Here is a 22761-nt window from a genome sequence, read left to right on the forward strand (position 1 = left end):
CAAGCCGCAAGACCGGGCAAAAGCGATGATTGGGCCTGTCGCAAATGGACATGTCGCCGTAATCCTGTGGGAGCGAGCTTGCTCGAGATGACGGTGGACCATTCAAAAACCATGTCGACTGAAAGACCGCCTATCGCGAGCAAGCTCGCTCCCACAGGGGATTGCAGTGAGTCAGCGGAGGTGCGTACATCAGAGGAGTTTGTGCTCCATCGCGTATTTCACCAGTTCGGCCAGGGAGGTGATGTTGAGTTTCTGCATCAGCCGCGCCTTGTGGGTGCTGATGGTCTTGCTGCTCAAGGCCAGTTGCTGGGCGATGTCGTTGACGTTGGCGCCCTGAGCCAGGCGTTCGAACACTGAGAACTCACGCTCTGACAGCAATGAATGCAGCGGCCGCGAATCAGTCAGGCCTACTTCGAAGACCATGCGGTCGGCCAGATCCGGGTCAATGTAACGCCCGCCCGCCGCGACTTTGCGGATTGCCGTCAACAGCAGCGCCGGGTCGCTGTCCTTGGTCGCATAGCCTGCAGCGCCGACCTTCAATGCCCGTGCGGCCATTTGCGCTTCGTCGTGCATCGACAACACCAGAATGGCAGGCGGATTGTTCAACGCACGGATCCGCGGAATCGCTTCCAGGCCATTCACGCCCGGCATCGAGATGTCCAGAAGCACGACTTCGCAGGGAACATGGCGCAACGTCTCGAGCAACTGCTCGCCATTGCTCGCTTCCCCCACCACCAGTAAATCCTTGGCCAGGCCAATCAATTGCTTGATGCCTTCGCGAACGATGGTGTGGTCTTCGGCTACCAGTACACGGATCACTTACTTCTCCTCATCCAAAGGCACTCGCACCGTCAGGGTCGTACCCTCGCCCGGTTCACTTTCAAGCGACAACTGCCCGCCCATGATCAACACCCGCTCGCGCATGCCAACAATCCCAAAGGATGTCGGCCTGCCTGTGGCGGCGACAAATCCTACGCCATCATCGCTGACTGTCAGACACAATTCGTCACCCTCAAGGGTCAGTGTCAGTTCAACAGTATGCGCCTGAGCATGCCGCATGACATTGGTCAGCGCCTCCTGAAGGATTCGGAACAAGCCTATCGCCTTGGCATCACTGAGCACCGGCAAGTTGTCCGGCACTTGCACGAGGCATGGAATCTGCGTACGCGCCTCGAAGCGCCGGGCCTGCCATTCGATGGCCGAGGCGATCCCGGCATCGAGAATCGGCGGGCGCAACGCCGTGGCGACATCCCGTACTAACTGGAAAAGCTGAGCGATCAGGCGTTTCATGCTGTTCAATCGTTCGTTCAGGCCAGGGTCGAGCTGGGCGTAGGCCAATTCGCACATGGACGTTTCCAGCTTCAACACGGTCAACATCTGACCCAACTCGTCATGAACTTCCCGGGCGATACGGGCCTTTTCCTCTTCCCGCACGCTCTCCAGATGCGCCGACAACTCACGCAATTGCTCACGGGAGCTGGCCAGTTCCAGCTCGATGCGCTTGCTCTCGCTGATGTCCCAGACAATGCCGTCCCAGACATAGGCGCCATCTTCAAGACGTCGAGTGATGGCTTTGATTTCGGCCCAGCGCTGTTCGCCCTGACGCGTGAGAATCCGTCCCTGCCACGACCAGTCGCTGTCGGTATCAAGCGCATGATCCTGCGTCTGGTGGTAACTGACCTTGTCGTCCGGATGGACCAGGCTGCGCAGGCCTCTGTCACGATGGGCGAGGGTCGCCGGGGAGTAACCCACCAGGCTCTCGCTACCCTCGCTGATGTAGGCAAAGTCGATCTGCCCCGTCACCGGTGCCCGTTCCAGGCGAAAGACCAATCCCGGCACGTTGGCGGCAATCCCTTGCAGACGCGCCTCGCTTTCCTGCAACGCGGCCAGCGCGCGACGGCGTTCGGTGACGTCATTGAGATAAACCACCAGGTATTCACCCTCACGGAACCGCAAGAAGCTCAACGAAACATCCGCTGGCAGAACGCTGCCATCGGCCCGCAGGCAATTGGTTTCAAAGCTGAGCGGCCCTTCTTCGCTGGCACGTGCGCGTTTCCACAGGTTCAGCCAGCGGTCCATGTGCAGACCGGGCTCGAAGTCGATCAGCGGCCGTTCGATGATGCCGCCCGCTGGATAGCCGAGCATGGTTTCGGCGGCGCGGTTGGCGTAGCGCACGTGGCTGTCCCAGTTGACCCAGAGGATGCCGACGGTGCTCTGGTCAATGGAAAACTGGGTGAGGCGCAACGCTTCTTCGCTGGCGGCTCGCAAGGCAATGTCTTCGCGAGCCGCTGTGAGACGTTGTTCCAGGCTGTGTTGCTGCCGACGCTGCCAGAACACGATCGCCATGCAGCTCAGCATCAACACCGCCAACAGCAGGCTGAGGTTCTGCCAGAAACCCGGGGACTCCGTCAGACGCGGGTATTTGGGTTGCAGCCATTGATTGTGCAATTGCTCCAGATCCTTGGCCGGGATCGCCCGCAGCGCGCTTTCGACGATGCCGGCGAGTTCCGGCCGGTCCCGACGCGTGGCCACACGCAGCAGTTGCGGCAGACCGATATCGCCTACCACCACCAACCCGGCAAACTCCGGCTCGACAGACAAACGCCCCAACTGCGCTTCGTCGACCACGGCGTAACTGGCCTGCTGACTCAACAACAGTTGCAATGCCTGGCGCTCGATCGGTACGCCCTGGAGGTTCAGGTGCGGATAATTACTGCGCAGGTAATCGGCGGTGGCGCTGGGCATGCGCACGGCAACGCGGGTCTGGCTGTCGAGTTTCTCCAGCTCTACCACGCCGGCGGCTTTCTGATCGCTGACCACCAGTTGCGGCACCCGCATGTACGGATCGGAAAATTGCCACAGGCGCAGGCCACCAGGGGTTTGCGCCAGACCCGGCGCGAGGTCGATTTCACCTTCGCGCGCGGCAGCCTCAAGTTGCGCGAGGTCGGGAAAGTTGCGCCAGCTCAGCTCGACCTTGAGCGACTTCGCCAGCCATTTCATCAACTCGACGTTGACCCCGGACAGCCGCTGCAAGCGGCGATCGTACTGCGCATAGGGCACTTGCAACACCAGTCCGACGCGCAATTCTCCCTGCTGCGCCAGCCATTCCTGCTGACTTGCGGACAATTGTGCGACGTGCGTCGGTGGCGCAGGCGCCGCCCAGCCCATCAAGGGAAACCACAAACAGCCGATAACCCACAGGCAGCGAAAACGCATCATCGAAATCTCACACACTGACAAATACTGACCAACCCATTAGGCTGCCGGAATAATTTCTGGCCTGGAATATCCGATGCCCACTGTCTACCGCCTGGCACTGCCAGCATTGTGCCTGTCGCTGATCCTGCCCTGCGCTTTTTCCGTCGAGGCCGCTGACCCGGCACCCGCTGCCGCGGAAAAATCCGCAGACGAAAAACCGGTCGAACGTCAGCCGCTGCTTGAGCGTAGTCAGGAAGAAGCGACAGCACTTGAACGAAAAATCCCTGCGCAGGAACAGCAACAACTGCAAGCGGGCAGCGATACGTTTCTGGCCTTGTGGAAACCTGCCAACACCGCAGATCCCAAAGGTGCGGTGATTATCATCCCGGGGGCCGGTGAAACCGTTGACTGGCCGCAAGCAATCGGCCCCCTGCGCCGCAAACTGCCGGACGCCGAGTGGAGCAGCCTGAGTATCACCTTGCCCGACCTGCAAAGCGATGCCATTGCGCCACGTGTCGTCGAAGTGGTCCCAACGCCCACGGCGCCTGACGCTGGCAGCAAGGACTCAACCACCGCCGCCCCCATTGAACAGGCGGCGGGCGGTGAAGCGGAAGTCGCCGACAAGGCCATCACGGAAAGCAGCGACGAGCAGGCCAAAGCCGATGCCGAGCGAATCTTCGCACGCATCGATGCAGCCATTGCCTACGCCGAACAGCAAAGCACTCGCCGCATTGTGGTGCTGGGTCATGGCACCGGCGCTTACTGGGCCGCGCGTTACCTCAGTGAGAGGCAGCCCTCGCAAGTCGAGAAATTCGTGATGGTCGCTGCCCGGACGCCCGTTGCGGCGAAGCCTGAACTGGCCGAACTGACACCGTCATTGAAACTGCCGACGGCCGACATCTTCTATATGGACAAGCCGCTGGACCGTAATGCGGCGCTGGAACGGTTGCAGGCCAGCAAGCGCTTGAAGGCTTCGGCGTTCAGTCAGGTATCGCTCAAGGCACTGCCGGGCAATAGCGAGGCCGAGCAAGAGCAGTTGGTACGCCGGGTGCGGGGCTGGTTGAACCCTCAGCCGGCGAAGAACCTATAGACCGAGTTGTTCCCTTCGCGGGCAAGCCTCGCTGCTACAGGGTTTATGTCGATCACAAAAATTGCGTACGGCATAAAACCTGTGGGAGCGGGCTTGCTCGCGAAGGCGTCATCACGGGCGACACATCATTACCGGCTACCTGAAATCCCGCCGCTGACGAATCAACGTATAGGCGCTATGCAATTCGCGCGTCTTGTCCGTCGCCTCGCGAACCTGCAACGCCGTCGCACCGCTGCCGGCAATCTTGTCCGGATGATGACGGCTCAACAGGCGCCGATAGGCACGCTTGATCTGCGCCGGATCGGTGGTGGCATTCACGCCCAAAAGCAGCAATGCGTCCTGATAAGTGATGACACTGCTGACGGTCGTTGGTTTGTGCGGCTCATAGTCAGCGGCCAATGCCTGCACTCGATACGACCTCCAGCCCAACCACTTGCCCCATTGAGCAATGAGCTCGCGCTCGGCGTGACCGGCGCGACCATCGGCCCAGATCATCCGCCAGCAGGCGCGCAACACGCCTTCCGCCGCATGGGGTTGAGCGCTCAAGCGTCGCAGATAACCGCGCAACCGGTCATGCCCCGACTTGCCACGGTTGAACGCCGCGATCGCCCGACGTTTTGCCGCATCGGTCATTTCCAGCGCCTGCATTTCCTGACGCGCCTGCTGGATATGGCCATCCACCACTTGCCCGTCGCACTTGGCCAGCCGCCCCAGCAACACGAACAGCAGTTCATCGTTGCGCAGCAGCGGACGACCACCAAGCGCTTCACGCAAATGCCCCCAGCTTTGCAGGTGCAGGTGCCGATCCAGCGCCTGCCCTAGCAAAGCGCCAAGCATGGCCCCCGGAATGCTGGCGATGGCAAAGCCCGCTCCGGCTCCAATCAGAGTCCCTGGCCACAACATGTCAGCGACTCGCTTCAATCAGCGTTTCGACTTCAGCCAGACGCTCGTGAGTGCCGACATCCACCCAACGACCGTTCAACCGCTCCCCCGTCACCTGTCCGTCAGCCATGGCTTTACGCAGCAGAGGTGCAAGCTTGAAAGCCCCGGCCGAGCAACCGCCGAACAACTGTGGATGCAACACCGCGATGCCGCTGTAAGTCAGGGTCGGCGTATCAGGCTGGCCATCGTGCACTTGCCCGTCGACCAGCGTGAAATCGCCCGCCGGATGGTGGTTCGGGTTATCCGCCAGCACCAGATGAGCCAGACCGTTGATAGGCTGATGCAAGACACTGAAGTCGTAGTCGGTCCAGATATCACCGTTGACCACCACAAACGCCTCATCACCCAACAACGGCAACGCGCGGAAAATTCCGCCTCCGGTTTCCAACGGCTCACCTTCCGGCGAATACCGAATGCTCACGCCATACAGCGAGCCATCACCCAGCCAGTCTTCGATCTGCTGACCCAGCCACGCATGGTTGATCACGATGTCGGTAAACCCGGCGGCGGCCAGCGCCCGCAGGTGATACTCGATCAACGGCACGCCGCCGGCACGAACCAGCGGTTTTGGCGTAGTCAGGGTCAGCGGACGCATGCGCTCGCCCTTGCCCGCCGCCAGAATCATTGCCTTCATGCAGTCGCTCCAACACGCAGACTCAGCAGTAATACATCCAGCTCGGCCAGTTCTGGGCGGCGAGCAATCACGGCTTCCATATAAGCGAAGAAACGCGGCACGTCGGCGAGGTAACGCGGTTTGCCGTCGCGGTGACAGATGCGCGCGAAGATGCCGATGACTTTCAGGTGACGCTGCACCCCCATCAGGTCGCTGGCGCGCAGGAAGTCTTCGAAGTCGGGCTGAACCGGAATGTCCAGGGCGCCCGCTTGCTGCCAGTAATCTTCCAGCCAACCGCGCACACGTTCCTCGGGCCAGCTCAGGAAAGCGTCCTTGAACAAGCAAGTCACATCGTAGGTCACCGGGCCGTAGACCGCGTCCTGGAAATCCAGCACGCCGGGATTCGGCTCGCTGAGCATCAGGTTGCGCGGCATGTAGTCGCGATGTACCAACACTTTCGGCTGCGCCAACGCGCTGTCAATCAACAGCTCCGTCACGTTCTGCCAGAGCATTTGCTGCGCAGCGTCGAACTCGACGCCCAACTCACGCTTCACGTACCACTCAGGGAACAATTCCAGCTCGCGACGCAGCAACGCCACGTCGTAACTCGGCAGCGGTGCAACCATTGGCAATTGCTGAAAAGCGAGCAGTGCCTGCAAAGCATCCTTGAACAAATCGTCGGCATTTGCGCTGTCGATAACGTCCAGATACGTCTTGTTGCCCAAGTCATTAAGCAAAAGAAAACCGCGCTCAAGGTCTTCGGCATAAATTTTCGGCACATTTATTCCGGATTTCGCCAGCAAAAAAGCGATGTCCACGAAGGGTTTGCAGTTTTCCTGGGGCGGTGGCGCGTCCATGACGACGAAACTTCGGCCGGCGCCTTCCCAGCGGAAATAGCGCCGAAAACTCGCATCACTGCTGGCCGCGGTCAACGTGGCTGGGGGTACGACGCCCCAACCATGCTCCGCAAAGAGGGTCGCCAACTGCTCATCGAGCCAAACTTTCAGGTGTTGCAAACGTACATCTTGGTCAGGCATTGCAAGGGTCTCCGACGGCGCTAGCCGTCAAGCGGGTCATGCTTTATTATCCAGCATCTTTTTCAGACCATCGAGAGGCGTGCGGCCCACACCGCGGGCAGATGGCACGCAGGAAGCCCGGACTAATAAGATGGCATTGAAATCCCCCGCGTTTCGTAAAAAATTTCCGTTGTTGGTTACCGGCAGTCTGCTGGCCCTGCAACCTCTAGCCACTTCGTTCGTGGTCGCCGCGGAACAGTATGACTGCTCAGTCTCTGCTTCGGGTGCCTGGGATTGTGCGCCGAAATCTCCAGCCGCTGCGCTGCCACCTCGCCCCGTCCATGACGGCAGCGCTGTGAGCGCGAGCGGCGAGACTCCGGCCGACAGCAGTTCCAGTCAGGACACCGGCGCCAAAACTGTACTGGTAACCGAGTCCAAAGGCCGCGGTCTCAAGTCACGTAGCGAAGACTACAGCCATCTCGACTGGGTTCCACGCGAGAAGCTCACTGCAGCACAATTGGCCGAAACCGGTCCTTATTGCTCTGGTTCCTATATCGAACCGATTCGTCCTGGCATGAATGACAAGACGAATAAAAGTGACGCTCCGACCTTCGTCGGCGCCAAGGCCTCCCGCTACAAGCAGGATGAGCAGATCGCAACCCTGGCGGGTGACGTGGTCCTGCGTCAGGGCAGCATGCAGGCTGAAGCCGACGAAGCGAACCTCTATCAGGCCGAGAGCCGTGGTGAGCTGGACGGCAACGTGCGCATTCGCGACAACGGCGCGCTGATCGTCGGCGACCACGCCGAAGTGCAGCTCGACACTGGTGAAGCCAAGGTCGACAACGCCGAATACGTGATGCACAAATCCCGTATTCGCGGTAACGCGCTGTACGCCAAACGTGCCGAGAACGCGATCATCCGCCTCAAGGATGGTACGTACACCACGTGCGAACCGAACAGCAACGCCTGGCAACTCAAGGGCAACAACATCACGTTGAATCCGGCCACAGGTTTCGGTACCGCGACCAACGTGACGCTGCGGGTCAAGGACATTCCGGTTCTGTACACGCCGTACATCTACTTCCCGATCGATGACCGGCGCCAGTCCGGCTTCCTGCCGCCGACCATCGGCACCGGCAGCGATACCGGCTTCCTGCTGGTCACTCCGTACTACTTCAACCTGGCACCGAATTACGATGCCACGTTATACCCGCGCTACATGAGCAAGCGCGGCATGTTGGTGGAAGGCGAATTCCGTTACCTGACCAAGGCCAGCGAAGGTCAGTTCGGCGCCGCGTACCTCAACGATGACAACACCGATCGCAGCCAGCAGTCTGACTACGAAAAAACCCGCTACATGTACAACTGGCAGCACAAGGGTGGTCTCGATTCTCGCGTCTTGACGCAAGTCGATTACACCAAGATCAGCGATCCGTATTACTTCCAGGATCTGCAGACCGATCAGATTGGTATAAAGAGCGACGATTACGTCAATCAGCAAGGTTCCGTCACTTACCGGGGCGACAGCTATACCGCTCGCTTGAACGCCCACGCGTATCAGCTCGCAACCGTTTCGAACATCACTCCGTATGATCGTTTGCCGCAGATCACATTTAATGGTCAGTTGCCGACGCGCCCGTATGGTCTGAACTTCGGCTACGAGACAGAAGCCGTGCGATTTGATCGCGACCTGAAAACGGGTCAGTTCTCTGATGAAAATGGTGCTCTCTCGCCTCGCCTGGACACCAACGTGTTCGGCCTCGCCCGTGCCAACGGTGACCGTCTGAACGTCAAGCCAGGTGTCAGCCTGCCGCTTAACTGGACGTACGGTTTCCTGAAGCCATCGCTCAAGTATCAGTACACCCAATATCAGCTGGATCTCGACGGTCAGGGCAAATCCGACATTGCGAGTCAAGGCGCTGAAGGCGACCGCCTCAACGGTACGTTCAGCAGCAATCAGAACCGTGGTGTGCCGATCGCAAGCATCGACAGCGGCTTGTATTTCGATCGCAACACCACCTGGTTCGGCAAAAATTATCGCCAAACCCTGGAACCTCGCCTGTTCTACCTTTATGTACCTGAGGAAGACCAGTCCGACATTCCAGTGTTTGACACCGGCGAATACACCTTCAACTACGGTTCACTGTTCCGCGAAAACCGCTTCTCCGGTTCCGACCGTGTCGGCGACGAGAACAAACTGTCGCTGGGCGTGACCAACCGCTGGATCGAAGAAGACGGCTTTGAGCGTCAACGCATCAGCGTCGGCCAGGCCTTGTATTTCAAGGACCGCAAAGTCCAGTTGCCGGGTATCGATGCGAATACCCGCAAGGATGCGCAGTCTGACGTTTCGCCTTACGCGCTGGAATACGAATACCGCTGGAACCGCGATTGGCGCACGACCGCCGATTACAACTGGGACCCGGACAGCCGCAGCCCTCGCTCGGGCAGCGCGATGTTCCACTACCAGCCTGAAGACAACCCGAACAAGGTCATCAACGCCGGCTATCGCTATCGTAATGACCAGGTCCGTTATGACCAGAACACCGGTCAATGGTCGGTAGGCGGTGGTGACTACGGCACGCCGGGCACCCCGGGCTACGTGAAGGACTATTACAAGATCCAGCAGCACGACTTCTCGGTGATCTGGCCGATCGTGCCGCAATGGAACGCCATCAGCCGCTGGCAGTATGACTACAACCGTAACCGTACCCTGGAAGCCTTCGGTGGTTTCGAGTACGACAACTGCTGCTGGAAACTGCGCCTGATCAACCGTTACTGGGTCGACTACGACGAAACCAGTCAAGACGCTCCGGAAAACGAAAAAGGCGACCATGGCATCTTCCTACAGATCGTTCTGAAAGGTCTCGGCGGCCTCACCGGCGCCAAAGTAGAGAGCTTCCTCGACAAAGGCATCCAAGGTTATCGTGAACGTGAAGACCAAGCTTTCTGATTGTCTGCGCCCGCTAGTGCTGGGCGCGCTGTTCCTGGGTACTGCGGCGAATGCCGCAGTGCAGTCCATCGATAAAGTGGTGGCCATTGTCGATAACGATGTGGTCATGCAGAGCCAACTGGACCAGCGTGTTCATGAAGTTCAGCAAACCATCGCCAAACGCGGGTCTGCTGCGCCGCCGGCGGGTGTGCTGGACCAGCAGGTGCTCGAGCGTCTGATCGTCGAAAACCTGCAACTGCAGATCGGTGAACGCTCCGGCATCCGCATCACCGATGAAGAGCTGAACCAGGCTGTCGGCACCATTGCCCAACGCAATAACATGTCGATTGAACAATTCCGCAGCGCCCTGACTCGCGACGGTCTGTCTTACGACGACGCCCGTGAACAGATTCGCCGTGAAATGATCATCAGCCGTGTTCGTCAGCGCCGTGTGGCCGAGCGCATCCAGGTGTCCGAACAGGAAGTGAAGAACTTTCTCGCCTCCGACCTTGGCAAAATGCAGCTGTCCGAAGAATTCCGTCTGGCCAACATTCTGATTCCTACGCCGGAAAGCGCTAACTCCGACGCGATTCAGAATGCAGCCAAACAGGCAGACGCGGTTTACCAGCAACTCAAGCAAGGCGCTGACTTCGGTCAGTTGGCAATTGCCAAATCCGCCAGCGAAACCGCACTGGAAGGCGGCGACATGGGCTGGCGTAAAGCCGCTCAATTGCCACCTCCGTTCGATCGCATGCTGAGCACCATGACGGTTGGCGATGTAACCCAGCCAATGCGCACGCCGGGCGGCTTCATCATCCTGAAGATCCTCGACAAGCGTGGCGGCGAAACCCAGACGCGTGACGAAGTGCACGTGCGTCACATCCTGGTCAAACCGAGCCCGATCCGCGACGAAGCAAAAACCAAGGCTCTGGCTCAATCGCTCTACACGCGAATCGAAGCGGGTGAAGATTTCGGCGAACTGGCAAAAAGCTTCTCGGAAGATCCGGGTTCTGCCCTCAATGGTGGCGACCTGAACTGGATCGACCCGAATGCGCTGGTACCTGAATTCCGCGAAGTGATGGCCAAGACCCCGCAAGGTCAGCTGTCCAAGCCGTTCCAGACTCAGTATGGCTGGCACGTTCTGGAAGTCCTCGGCCGTCGCGCCACTGACAGCACCACCCAGGCCCGTGAGCAGCAAGCGATGACCGTACTGCGCAACCGCAAATACGACGAAGAGCTGCAAACCTGGCTGCGTCAGATCCGCGACGAAGCGTACGTAGAGATCAAACTCCCTGGTGCAGACCAGGCAGCGCAGTGAAACCCAAGCGTTTCGCGCTGACACCCGGCGAACCGGCCGGCATAGGTCCCGACCTGTGCCTGCTGCTCGCCTCGCAAGCCCAGCCACATCCCCTGATCGCCATTACCAGCCGCGACTTGCTCATTGAGCGGGCTGCGCAGCTGGGTGTGGCGGTCAACTTGCTGCCAGTCACCCCTGATGCCTGGCCGGACGTACCCGCTCCCGCCAACAGCCTGTATGTCTGGGATACGCCGCTCTGTGCGCCGGTGACTGCTGGTCAACTCGACAAAGCCAATGCTGCTTTTGTTCTGGAAACTTTGACCCGTGCGGGTCAGGGCTGCCTTGACGGGCATTTCGCCGGCATGATCACCGCCCCTGTGCACAAGGGTGTGATCAATGAATCGGGCATCGTCTTTTCCGGGCACACGGAATTTCTGGCGGACCTGACGCATACCGCGCAAGTGGTGATGATGCTCGCCACCCGCGGATTGCGCGTCGCGCTGGTCACCACTCACCTGCCTCTTCGCGAGATTGCCGATGCCATCACGCCGGAGCGTCTGGAACGAGTCACGCGGATTCTGCACGCGGACCTGCAACTAAAATTCGGCATCGCCCAGCCACGCATCCTGGTTTGCGGGCTCAACCCCCATGCCGGTGAAGGCGGACACCTGGGCCATGAAGAAATCGACATCATTGAACCTACATTAGAGCGCCTGCGCGGCGAGGGCATGGACCTTCGCGGCCCCCTGCCCGCCGACACTCTGTTTACCCCCAAATATCTGGAGCACTGCGACGCGGTGCTGGCGATGTACCACGACCAGGGCCTGCCCGTGCTGAAGTACAAAGGCTTCGGCGCAGCAGTCAACGTGACCCTCGGCTTGCCGATCATCCGCACCTCGGTCGACCACGGCACTGCCCTGGACCTGGCCGGCAGCGGCAACATCGACACCGGCAGCCTGCAAGTCGCCCTGGAAACCGCCTACCAGATGGCCGAGACCCGTTTATGACCGAACATTACCAACACCGGGCGCGCAAGCGTTTCGGCCAGAACTTCCTGCACGACGCCGGTGTAATCGACCGCATCCTGCGCTCCATCCATGCCAAACCTGAAGACCGCCTGCTGGAAATCGGCCCGGGCCAGGGTGCGCTCACCCAAGGACTGCTGAACAGCGGTGCCCAGTTGGACGTGGTGGAGCTGGACAAGGACCTGATCCCGATCCTCAACCAACAGTTCGCCGGCAAGAGCAATTTCAACCTGCACCAGGGGGATGCGCTGAAGTTCGACTTCAACAGCCTGAACGCTGCACCGAACAGCCTGCGAGTGGTTGGCAACCTGCCGTATAACATCTCTACGCCGTTGATTTTTCACCTGCTGAACAACGCTGGCATCATTCGCGACATGCACTTCATGCTGCAGAAAGAAGTGGTCGAACGCCTGGCGGCAGGTCCTGGTGGTGGAGACTGGGGTCGCTTGTCGATCATGGTTCAGTACCACTGTCGTGTAGAGCACCTGTTCAACGTCGGACCGGGCGCGTTCAATCCGCCACCGAAAGTCGACTCGGCCATCGTGCGTCTGGTGCCACACGCTGTACTGCCTCACCCGGCCAAGGATCACCGGTTGCTGGAGCGCGTCGTCCGCGAAGCCTTCAACCAGCGGCGCAAGACCCTGCGCAACACCCTCAAACTGCTGTTGAGCAACGATGAAATCACCGCCGCCGGCGTCGACGGCAGCTTGCGTCCAGAGCAGCTCGACCTGGCCGCCTTTGTGCGCCTGGCCGACAAGCTCAGCGAACAAGTCCTACAGAACCCCGCCACCGACTGACAGGCAACAAGCGATATCGGGTAGGACACCAGCGCCCATGTCTGGTTTACTACCCGATACTTGGCCTAGACTGAGTTCCACCAGCTACGCCCCGCGTCCCGCTTCGTTTTTAAGGCCTCTTGCATGTCCGATCCTCGTTATCAGGTCGACGTCAGCGTCGTCACCCGCTATCTGGCAGAACAATCGCAACCCGAGCAAAACCGCTTTGCCTTCGCTTACACGATCACAGTGCACAACAATGGCGAATTGCCGGCCAAATTGTTGTCGCGGCACTGGGTGATCACCGATGGTGACGGGCATGTCGAGGAGGTGCGCGGTGCCGGCGTCGTGGGTTTGCAGCCGTTGATCCAGGCCGGCGACATCCACACCTACAGCAGTGGCACGGTGATGACGACCAAAGTTGGCACCATGCAGGGCACGTATCAAATGATTGCTGACGACGGCAAACACTTCGACGCCATCATCGCCCCATTCCGCCTGGCGGTGCCCGGAGCCCTGCACTGATGGCGACTTACGCCGTCGGTGACCTGCAAGGTTGCCTCGAACCCCTGAAATGCCTGCTCGAGCAAGTCGCCTTCGACCCCGCCCGGGACAAACTGTGGCTAGTCGGCGATCTGGTCAACCGTGGACCACAGTCGCTGGAAACCTTGCGCTTCCTCTATAGCCTGCGCGAATCACTGGTGTGCGTACTCGGCAACCACGACCTGCACTTGCTGGCCGCTGGGCGTAACATCGAACGCCTGAAGAAAGCCGACACCTTGCGCGAGATTCTCGAAGCACCGGATCGCGCGGAACTGCTGGAGTGGGTGCGTCAGCAAAAGCTCATGCATTACGACGAACAGCGCAATATTGCCCTGGTCCACGCCGGTATTCCGCCTCAATGGTCGCTGCGCAAAGCCTTGAAGTGCGCCGCCGAGGTCGAAGAGGCCCTGCGCGACGACAACCGTTTCGCGCCCTACCTCGACGGGATGTACGGCAACGAACCGCTGAAATGGGACAATGACCTCACAGGCGTGACCCGCCTGCGTGTTATCACTAACTATTTCACCCGCATGCGGTTCTGCACCATTGAAGGCAAACTAGACCTCAAGGGCAAGGAAGGCGCCGACACAGCACCGCCGGGTTACGCGCCGTGGTTCACCTACAAGGAGCGCAAGTCCAAGGGCATGAAGATCATCTTCGGCCACTGGGCAGCGCTTGAAGGCCAGTGTGACGAGCCGGGGATTTTCGCCCTCGACACGGGTTGTGTCTGGGGCGGGTCGATGACCTTGATGAATGTCGATACCCTTGAACGCCTTGAGTGCAAATGCGACGACCATGGCCGCACCCTACCGCCAGTCACCCCCTCTTTATCCGAACAAACGCCAGCCGGTGCCCAGCGCTAAACTGCGTTTTCAGCCGAGCCACAGGAGCCCGCCATGAGCGAATTCAAACGCATCCCCCCAGAACAGGCCCAGAACTTGCGCGAACAAGGCGCAGTGGTGGTCGATGTTCGAGACCCCGCAACGTTTGCCGCGCTGCACATCAGTGGCTCGAAGCATCTGGACAACCATTCCCTGCATGCCTTTATTCAAAGCGCGGACCTGGACGCACCGACGGTAGTCGTCTGCTATCACGGCAATTCCAGCCAGGGCGCGGCGGCCTATCTGATAAGTCAGGGCTTCTCCGACGTGTACAGCATGGATGGCGGTTTTGAGCTGTGGCGTACGACTTATCCTTCGGAAACAGCGCAGGGCACTTCCGAATAATTTTTTTGTAACGCGCAAGCCCCGGCTCCCGCGGGCTAACGCGGTGGCAGACGAACGGTCTGCCACACATAATTACGTATCTCGCCTTTACCTCCCGAATAAGCAACTATCCTTAAGCGCAGGCCATCCAAAACAGGGGAGAGCCGGTACACCGGCGCGCGGATCATCGGGAGTAGCTTTCGGAGCAGTAGCTCCGAAAGAGTTCTGGGGGGTAAACAGCAACTGCCTGTTCGGTTGCTGCCAGCATCGACTGAGTGATCCGGCGTCGGCTCCACGTATCGAGCGAGGTGACGTCATGAGTATCTTTAGCCACTTCCAACAACGCTTCGAGTCCACACGGCAGGAAGAACTCTCACTGCAAGAGTATCTTGAACTGTGCAAAAAGGACCGCAGCGCCTACGTTTCCGCCGCCGAGCGTCTCTTGCTGGCCATCGGAGAACCGGAGCTGCTCGACACCTCGACCAACTCGAGGCTTTCGCGAATCTTTTCCAACAAGGTGATCCGCCGCTATCCGGCCTTTGAAGACTTCCACGGGATGGAAGAATGCATCGACCAGATCGTGTCGTACTTCCGCCACGCCGCTCAGGGCCTGGAGGAGAAGAAACAGATCCTCTACCTGCTTGGCCCTGTCGGCGGCGGTAAATCGTCCCTCGCCGAAAAGCTGAAACAACTTATCGAGAAGGTGCCTTTCTACGCGATCAAAGGTTCGCCGGTTTTCGAATCGCCCCTGGGTCTGTTCAACGCCACTGAAGATGGCGCGATCCTCGAAGAAGACTTCGGCATTCCGCGGCGCTATCTCAACACCATCATGTCGCCATGGGCCACCAAACGACTGGCCGAGTTCGGCGGCGACATCAGCCAGTTCCGCGTGGTGAAGCTTTATCCGTCGATCCTCAACCAGATCGCCGTGGCCAAAACCGAGCCGGGAGATGAAAACAACCAGGACATCTCGGCACTGGTGGGCAAGGTCGATATCCGCAAACTGGAGGAGTTCCCGCAAAACGATGCCGACGCCTACAGCTATTCGGGCGCACTGTGCCGGTCCAACCAGGGCCTGATGGAATTCGTCGAAATGTTCAAGGCGCCGATCAAGGTGCTGCACCCATTACTGACCGCCACTCAGGAAGGCAACTACAACAGTACCGAAGGTCTGGGGGCGATTCCGTTTACCGGGATCCTGCTGGCTCACTCCAACGAATCGGAATGGCACACCTTCCGCAACAACAAGAACAACGAAGCCTTCATCGACCGGATCTACATCGTCAAAGTCCCGTACTGCCTGCGGGTCAGCGACGAAGTGAAGATCTACGACAAGCTCCTGTTCAACAGCTCGCTGGCCAAGGCCCATTGCGCGCCCGACACCCTGAAGATGCTCGCCCAGTTCACCGTGCTTTCACGCCTCAAGGAGCCGGAAAACTCCAACATCTACTCCAAGATGCGGGTGTATGACGGCGAAAACCTCAAGGACACCGATCCAAAGGCCAAGTCGATCCAGGAATACCGCGACAACGCTGGTGTTGACGAAGGCATGAACGGCCTGTCCACCCGTTTCGCGTTCAAGATTCTGTCGAAAGTCTTCAACTTCGACCCGCACGAAATCGCCGCGAACCCGGTGCACTTGCTGTACGTGCTGGAACAACAGATCGAACAGGAGCAATTCCAGGCCGAGACCCGTGAACGCTATCTGCGCTTTCTCAAGGAGTATCTGGCACCGCGCTATATCGAATTCATCGGCAAGGAGATCCAGACGGCCTACCTCGAGTCTTACAGCGAGTACGGCCAGAACATCTTCGATCGCTACGTGCTGTACGCCGACTTCTGGATCCAGGACCAGGAATATCGCGACCCGGAAACCGGGGAGATTCTCAACCGCGTAGCGTTGAACGAAGAGCTGGAAAAAATCGAAAAACCAGCCGGCATCAGCAATCCGAAGGATTTCCGCAACGAAATCGTCAACTTCGTGCTGCGCGCCCGAGCCAACAACAACGGCAAGAACCCGACCTGGCTCAGCTACGAGAAACTGCGGGTGGTCATCGAGAAGAAAATGTTCTCCAACACCGAGGACCTTCTGCCGGTCATCAGCTTCAACGCCAAGGCCAGCAAAGAGGACCAGCAGAAGCACAACGACTTTGTCACACGGATGGTCGAACGGGGTTACACCGACAAACAGGTGCGGCTGCTGTCCGAGTGGTATTTACGCGTTAGAAAGTCCCAGTAAGGGAGCTGCAAGCGGCAAACGACAACTTCTCGCCACTAGCGCGCGGTTTGCGTAGTAATTGTGGCCATATGTCGCGCGCCGCTTGTTTCTGAAGCTTCTGTCTTGCAGCTTGAAGCTTATGACTCGAAGCTCCCCGGAGGGCCTATGAGCTATGTGATCGACCGACGTCTCAATGGCAAGAACAAGAGCACGGTGAACCGTCAGCGATTTCTGCGGCGTTACCGTGATCACATCAAAAAGGCTGTCGAAGAGGCGGTCAGCCGGCGCTCCATTACCGATATGGAGCACGGCGAACAGATCAGCATTCCCGGCCGCGACATCGACGAGCCGGTGCTTCACCACGGTCGCGGGGGCAAACAGACGGTGGTGCACCCGGGCAACAAGGAATTCACCAGTGGCGAGCACATTGCTCGTCCGCCCGGAGGCGGCGGCGGCAGAGGCCCGGGCAAGGCCGGCAATTCCGGCGAAGGCATGGACGAATTCGTCTTCCAGATCACCCAGGAAGAATTCCTCGAGTTCATGTTCGAAGACCTTGAGCTGCCAAATCTGGTCAAGCGCAACCTGACCGGCACCGACACCTTCAAGACCGTACGCGCAGGGATCAGTAACGAAGGCAACCCGTCGCGGATCAACATCATCCGCACCTTGCGTTCGGCCCATGCGCGGCGGATCGCCCTGTCCGGCAGCAGCCGGGCGAAATTGCGCGAAGCCAAAGAAGAATTGCTGCGACTCAAGCTGGAAGAACCGGACAACTTCGGCGATATTCAGGAACTCGAGGCCGAAATCGAAAAGCTCAGCGCGCGCATACACCGCGTTCCGTTTCTCGACACATTCGACCTCAAGTACAACCTGCTGATCAAACAACCGAACCCCAGTTCCAAGGCCGTGATGTTCTGCCTGATGGACGTATCCGGTTCAATGACCCAGGCAACCAAGGACATCGCCAAGCGCTTCTTTATCCTGCTGTACCTTTTCCTCAAGCGTAACTACGAAAAGATCGATGTCGTCTTTATCCGCCACCACACCAGCGCCCGGGAGGTGGATGAAGAAGAGTTTTTCTACTCCCGCGAAACCGGCGGCACCATCGTTTCCAGCGCGTTGAAACTGATGCAGGAGATCATGGCCGAACGCTATTCGAGCAACGAGTGGAACATCTATGCCGCTCAGGCTTCCGACGGTGACAACTGGAATGATGACTCGCCAATCTGCCGCGATATTCTGATCAACCAGATCATGCCGTTCGTGCAGTACTACACTTACGTTGAGATCACCCCGCGCGAACACCAGGCCTTGTGGTTCGAATACGAACGCATCGCCGAAGCCTTTTCTGACACTTTTGCCCAGCAACAACTGGTCTCGGCCGGGGATATCTATCCGGTCTTCCGTGAACTCTTCCAGCGCAGGTTAGTGACATGACCGCCAAAGAGCAGAAGCGCCAACCCATTTCCACCGGCTCTGAATGGACGTTCGAGCTGATACAGGCCTACGACCGCGAAATCAGCCGTATCGCGGCTCGTTACGCGCTCGATACCTACCCCAACCAGATCGAAGTGATCACCGCCGAGCAGATGATGGACGCCTATGCCTCCGTCGGCATGCCGCTGGGGTATCACCATTGGTCCTACGGCAAACATTTCCTCAGCACCGAGAAATCCTACTCTCGCGGCCAAATGGGGCTGGCCTACGAGATCGTGATCAATTCGGACCCTTGCATTGCCTATCTGATGGAAGAAAACACCATCTGCATGCAGGCCCTGGTAGTGGCGCACGCCTGCTACGGGCACAACAGCTTCTTCAAAGGCAATTACCTGTTCCGCACCTGGACCGACGCGAGTTCGATCATCGATTATCTGGTGTTCGCCAAGCAGTACATCATGCAGTGCGAAGAGCGCCACGGGATCGACGCGGTCGAGGACCTTCTGGACTCCTGCCATGCGCTGATGAACTACGGCGTAGACCGCTACAAACGCCCTTACCCGATTTCCGCCGAGGAAGAACGTCGTCGGCAAAAGGACCGGGAGGAGCATCTGCAGAAGCAGATCAACGATCTGTGGCGCACCATTCCAAAGGGCGCGGACAAATATAGCGACAAGGACAACGCGCGCTTCCCCGCCGAACCTCAGGAAAACATCCTGTATTTCATCGAAAAACATGCGCCGCTGCTGGAGCCCTGGCAGCGGGAAATCGTGCGCATCGTGCGCAAGATCGCGCAGTATTTCTATCCACAACGCCAGACTCAGGTGATGAATGAAGGCTGGGCAACGTTTTGGCATTACACGTTGATGAACGACCTGTACGACGAAGGCCTGGTCACCGACGGTTTCATGATGGAGTTCCTGACGTCCCACACCAGCGTGGTCTTTCAGCCGGGCTTCGACAGCCCGTATTACAACGGCATCAACCCCTACACCCTGGGGTTTGCCATGTACCGGGATATCCGGCGCATGTGTGAAAACCCGACCGAAGAGGACTACCGCTGGTTCCCGGAAATCGCAGGGACCGACTGGCTGTCGACCATCAAGTTCGCCATGAGCAGCTTCAAGGATGAAAGTTTCATCCTGCAGTACCTCTCGCCGAAGGTCATCCGCGACCTGAAGTTGTTCAGCATTCTCGATGACGACCAGAAGGACGACCTGCTGGTGCCGGCCATTCACGATGAAGAGGGCTATCGCACCATCCGTGAAACCCTGGCAGCGCAGTACAACCTGGGCAATCGCGAACCCAACATCCAGATCTATAGCATCGATCGACGCGGCGACCGCTCACTGACCTTGCGACACCAGCAACACGACCGCAAGCCGCTGGGTGAGTCCACCGAGGAAGTGCTCAAGCACCTGCACCGCCTCTGGGGCTTCGACATTCACCTGGAAACTCTGCAAGGGGATCAAGTGATGAAAACCCACCATGTTCCGCCCAGAAGCGAGCACAGCGAAGGTGATTATGGCCGGCTGGACCTGGCCGTCATCCATCTTTGATCCTGTTTCTGCCTCCGGAAGTTTGACGCAACGGTTATTCTGTCGAGCTAACGGAGATTTTTTATGCAGATTTATAAAGTCGGCGGCGCGGTTCGTGATCGACTGCTGGGCAAGCCTGTTACCGATATCGACTGGGTGGTGGTCGGGGCCACCACCGAAGAAATGCTCGCCAAGGGCTTTCGCCCGGTGGGCACGGATTTCCCCGTGTTTCTTCATCCCAAAAGCGGTGAGGAATACGCCCTTGCCCGGACCGAACGCAAAAGCGGACGTGGCTATGGCGGCTTCACCTTTCACGCCAGTCCCGAAGTGACGCTCGAAGAAGACCTGATCCGTCGTGACCTGACGATCAACGCCATGGCCGAAGACGATCAGCAGAACCTGACCGACCCCTACCATGGCCAACGTGATCTCCAGGCTCGCTTGCTTCGTCACGTTTCCCCTGCGTTCGCCGAAGATCCACTCCGTGTTCTGCGTGTAGCGCGCTTTGCCGCACGATATGCCGAACTCGGCTTTACCGTTGCACCTGAAACGCTGGAACTGATGCGTGAGCTCAGCGAGTCAGGAGAACTCGAAGCGCTAACGGCGGAACGTAGCTGGAAAGAAATTTCCCGTGCACTGATGGAAGATCAGCCACAGGTTTTCATTCAGGTGCTGCGCGACAGCGACGCGCTGAAGGTGTTGATGCCGGAAGTCGATGCATTATTCGGCGTCCCGCAACCTGAAGCTCACCACCCGGAAGTCGACACGGGCGCGCATACCTTGAGCGTGCTCGAACAAGCCGCACTGCACAAGCAACCGCTGACTGTGCGCTGGGCCTGCCTGCTGCACGACTTGGGCAAAGGACTGACCCCGGAAGCAGAATGGCCCCGGCACATTGCCCACGAACACAAGGGCCTGAAGCTGATCAAAGCGGTCAATGAACGCTTCAAGGCGCCGAAGGACTGCCAGGAATTGGCGCTGTTGGTGGGCCGGTATCACACCCATGGTCATCGCGCTCTGGAGCTCAAGCCTTCGACTTTGCTGGAGTTGCTGCAGAGTTTCGATGTTTACCGTCGACCGCAGCGATTCGAGGAGTTTATTGCGGCGTGTGAAATGGATGCGCGGGGGCGCAAAGGGTTGGAGCAGAGAAGTTATCCACAGGCGGATTATTTGCGCGGGGCGGCGATTGCGGCGCGCAGCGTGCCGGTTCAGCCGTTGCTGGAGAAGGGATTCAAGGGGCCGGAGTTGGGTGAGGCGATCACGCGTGTACGGCTGAAAGCGTTAAAGGCCTACAAAGAGGCGGCGTCTGCCTAAAAGCTTCGTCGGATCGCCGCCCGGAACAAGCCCGCTCCCCCGTTTGATTGGTGTAAGACGCGGATCAAAATGTGGGAGCGGGCTTGCTCGCGAAGACGTCATCCGCCTCACAGCAAATTCGAGGGAGTCAGCGGTTCGCCGCGCCACTCAAACGCCACTGGCGCCAACACCTGATCAATCTGCGATTCGGCCCACAACGTCGCAAAGCTCTTGCCCACACCCGGATGCACACGATCAGGCGCAATCAGCGACAGTGGCCACAAAACGAAGGCATTTTTCAGAATCTCGGCACGCGGCAGAATCAAACCATCAAAGTTACCCACCAGATCACCGAACAGCAGCACGTCGATATCCAGCGGCAAACCCTTGCGATCCGGGGCATAGCGACCATTGTCCGCTTCGATAAATTTCAGCCGGCGGTCCAGTTCCATCAGTGATAAATCGGTGCACCCCGAGACCACGAAATTGAAGAACGGCCCGCTTTTGATCCCCACAGGCTGGCTTTCGAACACCGCCGAGCAGCGTATATCCACCAGAAAACCCGCCAGGGCTTCCAGGCCAGCCTGCAAATGGGTTTCGCGCTCGATATTGCTCCCGAGCCCGAGGTAAACCTGAGTCAGCGACATCCGCGCTCGATCTCCACGCCCACACCACCGGTGGCCGCCGGGACGGCGCCTGGCTTGGTCAGTTTGAGGCGCATCCAGGAGATGTTGAATTCGCTCATCAGCACTTCAACCAGACGTTCGGCAAAAGTCTCGACCAGTTGAAACTGCGCCTGTTCGGCAAAGGCCTGGATGCGTGACGAAACGCTCGCGTAATCGAGCGCCAGGGTCAGGTCGTCACCGGCGGCGGCCGGGCGATTATCCCAGGCGAAGCTCAGATCAAGACGCAGACACTGTCGGATGCCTCGCTCCCAGTCGTAGGCACCGATGACAGTGTCGACTTCCAGGCCCTCGATAAACACTCTGTCCAAGCACTTTTCTCCGCTGCACGACAAGGGCGCAATGCGCCGTTAGAATCAGGGCGTCCTCGCCCGGAATAGTTAGCATGTTTTGGTTACTGGCGACCTTCGCCTACCTGCTCGGCTCTCTGTCCTTCGCCATTTTGCTCAGCCGCCTGACCGGTAACCCCGATCCGCGAATGAGTGGCTCGGGCAATGCCGGCGCCACCAACATGTTGCGCCTGGCCGGCAAGAAACTCGCCATCCTGACCTTGGTCGGCGACCTCTGCAAAGGCCTGCTGCCGGTGCTGATCGCCGGCGTTGCGGGCCTTTCGCTGCAAGAACAGGCCTGGATTGGCGTTTGCGCCGTCATCGGTCACCTGTTCCCTCTGTACTTTCGCTTTCGCGGCGGCAAGGGTGTTGCCACCGCCGCTGGAATGTTGCTGGGCCTTTACCCGCCGGCGGCCCTGCTGGCGGTCTGCGCGTGGCTGTTGACGTTCTTCCTGACCCGCACCAGCTCACTCGCCGCCCTGATCGCCACACCGCTGACCCTGCCGCTCCTGGCCTGGCAAGAACCGGCGGCGTTGCTGCCCATGAGCGCGCTCACGGGGCTGATCGTCTGGCGTCATCGCGGCAATCTACGCGACCTGTTTGCCGGGCGCGAACGGCATTTTTAAATA

20 protein-coding genes are annotated in these 22761 nt (G+C 59.0%); 13 read left to right on the forward strand and 7 right to left on the reverse strand.

Going from position 1 to position 22761, the window contains the following annotated elements:
* Positions 1–189: 189 nt before the first annotated feature.
* Entirely contained in the window at positions 190–819 is a 630-nt protein-coding gene (locus tag ACYZT9_RS24255; protein ID WP_003210977.1) for a response regulator, read from the reverse strand.
* Positions 820–3219: a PAS domain-containing sensor histidine kinase gene (locus ACYZT9_RS24260; RefSeq protein WP_462007729.1), complete on the reverse strand. Its 2400-nt coding sequence runs from the start codon at positions 3217–3219 to the stop codon at positions 820–822.
* A 73-nt stretch (positions 3220–3292) separates the two neighbouring features.
* Here ACYZT9_RS24260 and ACYZT9_RS24265 point away from each other — a divergent pair, with 73 nt between their 5' ends.
* Complete coding sequence (locus tag ACYZT9_RS24265; RefSeq protein ID WP_462007730.1) at positions 3293–4288, forward strand: alpha/beta hydrolase family protein; 996 nt, start codon at positions 3293–3295, stop codon at positions 4286–4288.
* 135 nt (positions 4289–4423) lie between these two features.
* Here ACYZT9_RS24265 and ACYZT9_RS24270 read toward each other — a convergent pair whose 3' ends face one another.
* From ACYZT9_RS24270 to ACYZT9_RS24280, 3 genes are read right to left on the reverse strand one after another with little or no spacing between them, the layout of a single operon-like run.
* A complete protein-coding gene (locus ACYZT9_RS24270) occupies positions 4424–5191 on the reverse strand; it encodes a TerB family tellurite resistance protein (RefSeq protein WP_462007731.1) in 768 nt (255 codons plus the stop codon).
* A gap of 1 nt (position 5192) precedes the next feature.
* Positions 5193–5864, reverse strand: coding sequence for an N-acetylmuramate alpha-1-phosphate uridylyltransferase MurU (murU, locus tag ACYZT9_RS24275; protein ID WP_462007732.1), 672 nt, complete (start codon positions 5862–5864; stop codon positions 5193–5195).
* Complete coding sequence (locus ACYZT9_RS24280) at positions 5861–6880, reverse strand: aminoglycoside phosphotransferase family protein (RefSeq protein ID WP_462007733.1); 1020 nt, start codon at positions 6878–6880, stop codon at positions 5861–5863. Before ACYZT9_RS24280 ends, murU begins: the two co-directional genes overlap by 4 nt.
* 130 nt (positions 6881–7010) lie before the next feature.
* Here ACYZT9_RS24280 and ACYZT9_RS24285 point away from each other — a divergent pair, with 130 nt between their 5' ends.
* The 11 genes from ACYZT9_RS24285 to ACYZT9_RS24335 all read left to right on the forward strand — a co-directional run bounded on the left by ACYZT9_RS24285 (position 7011) and on the right by ACYZT9_RS24335 (position 21141).
* Positions 7011–9809, forward strand: a complete 2799-nt coding sequence (locus ACYZT9_RS24285) for an LPS-assembly protein LptD (RefSeq protein ID WP_462007734.1) — start codon at positions 7011–7013, stop codon at positions 9807–9809.
* A complete protein-coding gene (gene surA / locus ACYZT9_RS24290) occupies positions 9790–11106 on the forward strand; it encodes a peptidylprolyl isomerase SurA (RefSeq protein ID WP_462007735.1) in 1317 nt (438 codons plus the stop codon). The genes ACYZT9_RS24285 and surA overlap by 20 nt, the downstream gene beginning before the upstream one ends.
* Positions 11103–12092, forward strand: a complete 990-nt coding sequence (pdxA, locus tag ACYZT9_RS24295; RefSeq protein WP_462007736.1) for a 4-hydroxythreonine-4-phosphate dehydrogenase PdxA — start codon at positions 11103–11105, stop codon at positions 12090–12092. The genes surA and pdxA overlap by 4 nt, the downstream gene beginning before the upstream one ends.
* Positions 12089–12907: a 16S rRNA (adenine(1518)-N(6)/adenine(1519)-N(6))-dimethyltransferase RsmA gene (gene rsmA / locus ACYZT9_RS24300; protein ID WP_462007737.1), complete on the forward strand. Its 819-nt coding sequence runs from the start codon at positions 12089–12091 to the stop codon at positions 12905–12907. The genes pdxA and rsmA overlap by 4 nt, the downstream gene beginning before the upstream one ends.
* Positions 12908–13030: 123 nt before the next feature.
* Positions 13031–13411 carry a Co2+/Mg2+ efflux protein ApaG gene (gene apaG, locus ACYZT9_RS24305; RefSeq protein WP_461952962.1) on the forward strand — a complete coding sequence of 127 codons (381 nt, stop codon included), beginning with the start codon at positions 13031–13033 and terminating at the stop codon, positions 13409–13411.
* Complete coding sequence (locus ACYZT9_RS24310; RefSeq protein ID WP_462007738.1) at positions 13411–14292, forward strand: symmetrical bis(5'-nucleosyl)-tetraphosphatase; 882 nt, start codon at positions 13411–13413, stop codon at positions 14290–14292. The genes apaG and ACYZT9_RS24310 overlap by 1 nt, the downstream gene beginning before the upstream one ends.
* Positions 14293–14325: 33 nt before the next feature.
* Positions 14326–14655 carry a thiosulfate sulfurtransferase GlpE gene (glpE, locus tag ACYZT9_RS24315; protein ID WP_462007739.1) on the forward strand — a complete coding sequence of 110 codons (330 nt, stop codon included), beginning with the start codon at positions 14326–14328 and terminating at the stop codon, positions 14653–14655.
* 295 nt (positions 14656–14950) lie between these two features.
* The gene (locus ACYZT9_RS24320) at positions 14951–16873 is read left to right on the forward strand and encodes a PrkA family serine protein kinase (protein ID WP_214379233.1); all 1923 of its coding nucleotides are present in this window, start codon (positions 14951–14953) and stop codon (positions 16871–16873) included.
* Positions 16874–17017: 144 nt separating this feature from the next.
* Positions 17018–18289: a YeaH/YhbH family protein gene (locus tag ACYZT9_RS24325; RefSeq protein WP_462007740.1), complete on the forward strand. Its 1272-nt coding sequence runs from the start codon at positions 17018–17020 to the stop codon at positions 18287–18289.
* On the forward strand, positions 18286–19848 hold the full coding sequence (locus ACYZT9_RS24330) for a SpoVR family protein (protein WP_462007741.1): 1563 nt from the start codon (positions 18286–18288) through the stop codon (positions 19846–19848). The genes ACYZT9_RS24325 and ACYZT9_RS24330 overlap by 4 nt, the downstream gene beginning before the upstream one ends.
* A 63-nt stretch (positions 19849–19911) precedes the next feature.
* On the forward strand, positions 19912–21141 hold the full coding sequence (locus ACYZT9_RS24335) for a multifunctional CCA addition/repair protein (RefSeq protein WP_462007742.1): 1230 nt from the start codon (positions 19912–19914) through the stop codon (positions 21139–21141).
* Between the two features lie 107 nt (positions 21142–21248).
* Here ACYZT9_RS24335 and folK read toward each other — a convergent pair whose 3' ends face one another.
* Together folK and folB are read right to left on the reverse strand one after the other, a co-directional pair.
* On the reverse strand, positions 21249–21767 hold the full coding sequence (gene folK / locus ACYZT9_RS24340) for a 2-amino-4-hydroxy-6-hydroxymethyldihydropteridine diphosphokinase (RefSeq protein ID WP_462007743.1): 519 nt from the start codon (positions 21765–21767) through the stop codon (positions 21249–21251).
* Positions 21758–22114 carry a dihydroneopterin aldolase gene (gene folB, locus ACYZT9_RS24345; protein ID WP_462007744.1) on the reverse strand — a complete coding sequence of 119 codons (357 nt, stop codon included), beginning with the start codon at positions 22112–22114 and terminating at the stop codon, positions 21758–21760. Before folB ends, folK begins: the two co-directional genes overlap by 10 nt.
* Positions 22115–22188: 74 nt before the next feature.
* On the opposite strand from folB, the gene plsY reads away from it, so the two are divergent.
* Positions 22189–22758 carry a glycerol-3-phosphate 1-O-acyltransferase PlsY gene (gene plsY, locus ACYZT9_RS24350; protein WP_462007745.1) on the forward strand — a complete coding sequence of 190 codons (570 nt, stop codon included), beginning with the start codon at positions 22189–22191 and terminating at the stop codon, positions 22756–22758.
* The last annotated feature ends 3 nt before the right edge of the window (positions 22759–22761 follow it).

This window comes from Pseudomonas sp. ZT5P21 (assembly GCF_054897785.1).